Below are 5,807 nucleotides of genomic sequence, written 5' to 3' on the forward strand. Positions count from 1 at the left end.
ATCGGAAAGAAGAGCATGTGTTCGAAGGATATGTTGAGGTGGATCAGGAAGAATACCGTGATTTTTCCATAAACTGGCTGCATGAGGCCCACAGAGTGCTCAAGGATACTGGTTCCATGTATGTGGTCTCAGGATGGAGCAATCTTCTGGATATACTGCTTGCTCTTGAAAAAAATGATTTTGAGATCATCAATCATATTATATGGAAGTATAATTTCGGTGTGAGTACAAGGCACAAGTTCGTGACATCCCATTATCATATTCTCTACTGTAAAAAATCAGGTGCAAAACGGGTGAAATTTAATACCTTCTGTAGATTTGGAACATCTGAAAAGAATGATGATAACAGTTCTATGCTTTATAATGACCTGGAAGATGTATGGGTGATCAACAGGGATTTCAAGAAAGGCAGGTTAAGGAATAAGAACACCCTCCCTGCAGAACTGTTAAAGAAGATGATCCTGTACTCATCCAATGAAGGCGATCTTGTCTGTGATCTTTTCCTGGGCAGTTTTTCCACTGCAAAGATTGCCAGGTCCCTCAACAGATATTCCACAGGATTTGAGATGAATAGTGATGTGTATGATTACCAGCTGGAACAAATGCACAATATAGAACGTGGTTATATGCTCAAAGAACTGTCTTCTAATGGGGGAAATCCGCATCATAACCAGAGGAAACGCTGGACGGAAGGGGAAGCAAGTAAGGTCCTTGAACGCTATAATGCCATCAAGAGCGCAGGGCTCACTGACAAAAAAGCTTATCAGCTCCTTTCCATGGAGTTTGGCAGGGGTTATTTCTCCATGATGAACATTGTTAAGAAAAACAGGAGAGCATGATCTCTCATTCCAGTCTTTTCATTATATTATAGTCCATGATACTGGAAACAGGGTATGCTTTGACAGGTATGCCTGCTTCTGCAATAGCTGCGATAGCATTGCTCCCCACGATCACAGGTATGCCTGCTTTCCCTTTTTCCAAAGGCACGCTGAATACATCTTCTCCTGTCTCACCGATAGCCAGATATCCACCGATATCGGATTCTTTTGCAAGCTCCATAACCTCCTGTGCCCTTTCCCTTGCAGAGCCCGGTATATGTCGCAGGTTAGCCAGAAGCTTTCCAGTACCACTTTCGATATAATCGAGCACTGAAGTGGAACGTCTGTTAATGAATATTTTGATTGGATCTATCGATGTCCCACTGTAGCCTATGATATCCACAAAACTCACCGGCTTACGAGCTTCCATCTGCATAAGGCCACCATACAGGGGAGTGGAGGGAATCCCATTCTTCAAAAGGATACCATCATAGGTGATACTGCAGACGTTGGCTATTGCAAATTTACCGTCCGGCACGAAGATGTCATCCTCTTCAGAGTCCTCGTCCACCACTCTGATCCTGGGGCTTATGGATATGCCAGCATCGATCGCATATTTCAGCACATCCATTGCCTTTTCATAATCCCTTTTGTCAATAACGGATACATTCACTATGACATTCCCTTTCTTTTCCCGGATGTCGTATGTGGTCTTGTACACCAGTTCTTCTATCCTGGTGATCACCAGGTCCAGCCTGTCACTTATAAGCGCATCGTTGAGCTCTTTCTGTCCCAGGTCTGTTATCGTGCGCCCAATATATCCATGTTTTTTGGTGAATCCCCGTTCATCCAGTATGCGCAGATGATAGCGTACTGCTCTTTCCCCAATGGCATATCCTCTGTTCTGCAGTTCATCTGCAATGAGGCGGGCTCCCAGTGGTTTATCGCTTTTGCTGATTATCCGCATTATCTCAATAAGTTTCCTTTGGACATTGGGGTCTGTCATATATTACTCCTGTCTTTGGTTCTTTTCACTGGTTAAGTTGGGGACCAATGGAATATATCTGTCATGTCTAAAAAGATTATGTATGAATTTCTATCATGTGTTGGAGCATAACTATCTGTTCATGTTGCATATTCTTAGAATATCTGCTTTTATATGTTTCTTTCTACCTTAGTTCCTTGCATAAAACTCGGTTACTTTATTCTGATAGTAGAAAGTTTCATATTCTATGCGATTCAATTCCTAATTGGGAGTAGTGGGTAAAAAGCCCCATCCTATCGAATATAAAGGAGTGTTATAGAAATGTTATTTATGGACATAAGTATGTGGGCACCGGAACACAGAGCAGATATCCTGAAGCACTTCAAGGAACTCAGGCCACCGGCGGGTATTCATGTTATCAATCAGTGGCTGGACCTTACAGGCGGCAGATTCTTCATTCTCTATGAGGCTGAAAGTTCAGAGGCATACGCAGCTTTCAACCTGCCGTGGTCGGATGTCTGTACTATCGACAGTGTGCCGGTCATGGAGGCAACCGAGTTCATAAAACACATGACAGAACGAGGACTAAAGTTCTAAAAAATAATTGGTCGGCCTTAAAGGCTGACAAGCTTTTCTCTTTTTCAATGCATACCGTACTAGATAGCCGCAGAAAGACTTATAGTTCTGTCTGAATCTCCCACAAGCACAGTGAAATCGCCGGGAGGCAAAGCCGCAGTATTGTAATTATATGTGAACTTTCCTTCATTGTCCGTATCTATGACCTCCACAGCTTCAAGGTAGATGGTTACTTCTTTCTCTCCTTCCTTTGCCTGGCCGTGGATCGAAATATCGTAGTTCCCTGAAGGCACGTTCTCTTCTGAGTAAATGGCTTCATCACTGTTAGCTTCAAATGTCCTTGTGAAGGTAATGAACATCTTCACGCTGAAATTGAGGTCCTTGGCTTTACGGGCCTTTATGGTAAAATGATTTGGACCATCAGGTATCTCTACTTTGTCCATGTTGTACTCGTACTTCCCATCTGTGACGGGAACCTTCTTTTCAAAAGATACCTTAACCCTTACCTTGGCTTCAGGGGTGGTGCTACCTGTAATAGTAAGGGTATCACCGACCCGGGGTAACTGTGGTATATGTTCCCAATTCACAGTTACATTGTTCGAACTGATGTTCAGATCACGGTATCTTAGACGATTTATAGCTTTCAGCAAATTAAGGAAAAAGCTCTGTGTTTTATTATTGCTCACGATTCCCCCACCCATACTCCTAAAAGATGAGGACACAAGGAAGATCTATTCTTCCTGTTCCTTTTTAGTCTCTTCTTCTTTAGCCTTTGCTTTTTTCTCGCCGATCAGCTCATCAAGTTTATCCTGCAGTTGTTGGATCTGGTCTTTTAGAACTTTCAGATCGTCCTTCTTCACGACTTCAGCACGCTTGAAAGTTTCCTGGACCTTTGAATTGATCTTCTTTTCAATATCTTCTTTCTGTTTTTTCTGTTCTTCGAGAACCTCTTTGACGAACTTTTTACCTTCTTCCTTGTTCATCTCCCCACTTTCTATAAGTTCCTTTGAAAGCTCGTTGATCTTATCTTCTGTAAGGGCCCATAGGCCAATTCCAAAAAGTCCCACTTTTTTCAGAGTATCTTTCATACTATTTCACCTCATTAAGAGTTGTATTCTGATAAAATAAATATCTTTGTACAATATATGGATGAGCGTAGTCATCGCTTACGGAAACAAAAAAATAAAAAGAGCATTGTGATCTAGAGAAGTATCATTTTTCGGCAATAAGGGATTCCATTGTTCTTTCCAGGTAACTGGCATGGCTCATTTCTATAAGCTGGTTTGATACTTCCAGCGGATCACCATCATTTACCACTTTTGCATCATCTATCAGAACTGCTCTGTGAGATACTTCTTTCACAAAATCCATGTGATGGCTTACAATGATGATCGTGGTGCCAAATTCTTTGTTTATTCTTTTGAGGGCATTTGTAACATCCCTTAATGTTACCGGATCCAGGTCACCGAATGGTTCATCGAGCATGAGTATTTCCGGACGTGTGGTAAGTGCAAGAGCTATGTAGGCCCTTACATGTTCTCCGCCGCTTATCTGGTAAGGTTTTTTGTAAAGTATGTCCAGAGGCAGGTCAAGAGCTTCAAAAATTTGTGTTGCGTGTTCCTTCACATCTTCAAAGGTTACCTTAGGGAAAAGTTTACCGTAGATCTCAGGTGCTATTTGCATCTGCCGCATGATCTTGTCCTTCTCTTCCTCTTCCATATCAGGCAATGCATAAAGTATATCCAGTACTTCTTCGGACACTTTCAGCTCTTTTGCTTTTTCACGCGCGTATTCCAGGGACCCAGGCCCTTTTATCTGCATTCTGAACCCGATCTGCTGACCTATGGTCGAATGCGGGGAAAGAGTGAACTCCTGATGCATTATGCTTATCTTTTTTCTCAGTTCCATCCTTCTGGAATTGAAATGTGTGATATCCAGCCATTCTCCATCATGCAGGTACAGTATCTCACCGGAAGTGGGTGATGTAAGCCCTTCGATCATCTTAAGCAGGGTAGTTTTCCCTGCTCCAGATTGTCCTATAAAGGATACGATCTCTCCTCTGTGGATGTCAAGTGACAGGCCTTTGAAGTTCAGCACTTCTCCTACCCTTATAAGTGCCAGACGCTTGTTGATATCTTTTATTTTGATAACCGTTTCCTTTTTCTCTAGCTGAGTGATCTCTACCTGTGGCTGCATGTCCTTGAGGAAATGTTTCAGTACTGCTTCTGTCTTTCCTTCCTCTATTATATGACCATCTTCCAGGTATATGAGCCGGTCAGTGATATACATATGCAGTTCCGGCAGATGGGACACTACTATTATAGGGATGTTGAGCTCCTTCTTCACTTTCTTTATAACGTCCAGGACTTCCTGTTTTGTGCCCGGCCCTGTCATGGTCACGGGTTCATCAAGCAGTAATAGTTTTGGTTTTGCAGCTAGCTGGCGTGCGAGGATAAGTCTCTGCTTCTCTCCACCGCTAAGAGCGCTTGTCACATGCAGTGCTTTGTGCTCAAGGCCTACAACCTTAAGGTATTCCATAGACTCTTCGTATATCTCATCGTAAAATGGTGAATCGCTCTCAGGTAATCCTTCATGGCCCTCTCGTCTGGAATTGATCCTGCGGATGATGTTCTCTATGGCAGGTCCGTTCCATAGCCCGAAATTACGCTGCAGATGAATTGCAGTGTTCTGTATAAGATCCTTCATATCATCTTTATCCGAATCCGGAAAGAACTGTTTTCCTTCAAGCTCGATGACCCCTTCATCAAAACTCTCCACACCCCGGAGTATTCGCAGGAGTGTACTCTTACCGCTCCCGCTTTTCCCTGTTATGCCCAGTATTTCCCCATCATTCGCGGTAAAACTGATCCCTTCGAGTACTCTCTTCCGTTCATTCAGTACATTATAGTCCTTCGCAAGACCTTCTACCTTAAGCATAAGATATCATCTCCATACGTGGTTCCAGAAGCCATAAAAAAGGAAAGATGGATATTGTATTATTTTTTGATGGCAGATACAAGTTCTCGGATCTTGCCAGTAACATCGGAAGTCTCTTCCACGACCGTACCTGTAACGATCATATCAGCACCAGCCTGTGCGCATTTACGTGCTGTTTCTGCGTCTCTTATGCCACCGCCTACTATAAGCATGTTGTTCCCCAGCGCATGCTTGACAGCAGCGATCATCTCCGGGGTTGCCGGACCATCCGCACCGGATCCAGTTTCCAGATATGTATAATGCATGCCCAGGTATTTACCTGCAAGTGAATAGGCAACAGCTATTTCGGGCTTGTTCTTCGGAATGAGCTTTGCATCGCCTACCCATCCAACTGTGCCTCCGGGTTCGATGATTATATATGCCATGGAGATGGCTTCAATGCCGCTTTTATACACAAGCGGGGCACCCATAGCCTGGTTGCTTGTAATATA

7 protein-coding genes are annotated in these 5,807 nt (G+C 43.3%); 2 read left to right on the forward strand and 5 right to left on the reverse strand.

The features are described 5' to 3' along the window. Nucleotides 1–839 (forward strand): DNA-methyltransferase (locus AB7U21_RS09810; RefSeq protein ID WP_428388680.1); only part of this gene is annotated, 839 nt, incomplete at its 5' end. Between the two features lie 4 nt (nucleotides 840–843). Here AB7U21_RS09810 and AB7U21_RS09815 read toward each other — a convergent pair. After that, nucleotides 844–1,824: a DUF128 domain-containing protein gene (locus tag AB7U21_RS09815; RefSeq protein ID WP_333788192.1), complete on the reverse strand. Its 981-nt coding sequence runs from the start codon at nucleotides 1,822–1,824 to the stop codon at nucleotides 844–846. Between the two features lie 300 nt (nucleotides 1,825–2,124). Here AB7U21_RS09815 and AB7U21_RS09820 point away from each other — a divergent pair, with 300 nt between their 5' ends. Beyond that, nucleotides 2,125–2,400, forward strand: a complete 276-nt coding sequence (locus tag AB7U21_RS09820) for a DUF3303 domain-containing protein (protein ID WP_333788193.1) — start codon at nucleotides 2,125–2,127, stop codon at nucleotides 2,398–2,400. Between the two features lie 59 nt (nucleotides 2,401–2,459). Here the strand turns inward: AB7U21_RS09820 and AB7U21_RS09825 are convergent, their stop codons facing one another. From AB7U21_RS09825 to AB7U21_RS09840, 4 genes are all read right to left on the reverse strand, one after another. Further along, on the reverse strand, nucleotides 2,460–3,065 hold the full coding sequence (locus AB7U21_RS09825) for a hypothetical protein (protein WP_333788194.1): 606 nt from the start codon (nucleotides 3,063–3,065) through the stop codon (nucleotides 2,460–2,462). A gap of 45 nt (nucleotides 3,066–3,110) precedes the next feature. Next, nucleotides 3,111–3,467, reverse strand: coding sequence for a hypothetical protein (locus tag AB7U21_RS09830; RefSeq protein ID WP_333788195.1), 357 nt, complete (start codon nucleotides 3,465–3,467; stop codon nucleotides 3,111–3,113). A gap of 124 nt (nucleotides 3,468–3,591) precedes the next feature. Then, nucleotides 3,592–5,316 carry an ATP-binding cassette domain-containing protein gene (locus AB7U21_RS09835; RefSeq protein WP_428388683.1) on the reverse strand — a complete coding sequence of 575 codons (1,725 nt, stop codon included), beginning with the start codon at nucleotides 5,314–5,316 and terminating at the stop codon, nucleotides 3,592–3,594. Between the two features lie 59 nt (nucleotides 5,317–5,375). Further along, the coding region (locus AB7U21_RS09840) for a geranylgeranylglyceryl/heptaprenylglyceryl phosphate synthase (protein WP_428388685.1) at nucleotides 5,376–5,807 on the reverse strand (432 nt) is incomplete at its 5' end.

This window comes from Methanomethylovorans sp. (assembly GCF_050177135.1).
In the GTDB taxonomy this organism is placed as follows: Archaea; Halobacteriota; Methanosarcinia; order Methanosarcinales; family Methanosarcinaceae; genus Methanomethylovorans.

Excerpts from the sequence above, each read along its gene's own strand:
- AB7U21_RS09815 (WP_333788192.1), bottom strand. The coding sequence starts at position 1,824 with ATGACAGACCCCAATGTCCAAAGGAAACTTATTGAGATAATGCGGATA.
- AB7U21_RS09820 (WP_333788193.1), top strand. The coding sequence starts at position 2,125 with ATGTTATTTATGGACATAAGTATGTGGGCACCGGAACACAGAGCAGAT.
- AB7U21_RS09830 (WP_333788195.1), bottom strand. The coding sequence starts at position 3,467 with ATGAAAGATACTCTGAAAAAAGTGGGACTTTTTGGAATTGGCCTATGG.
- AB7U21_RS09835 (WP_428388683.1), bottom strand. The coding sequence starts at position 5,316 with ATGCTTAAGGTAGAAGGTCTTGCGAAGGACTATAATGTACTGAATGAA.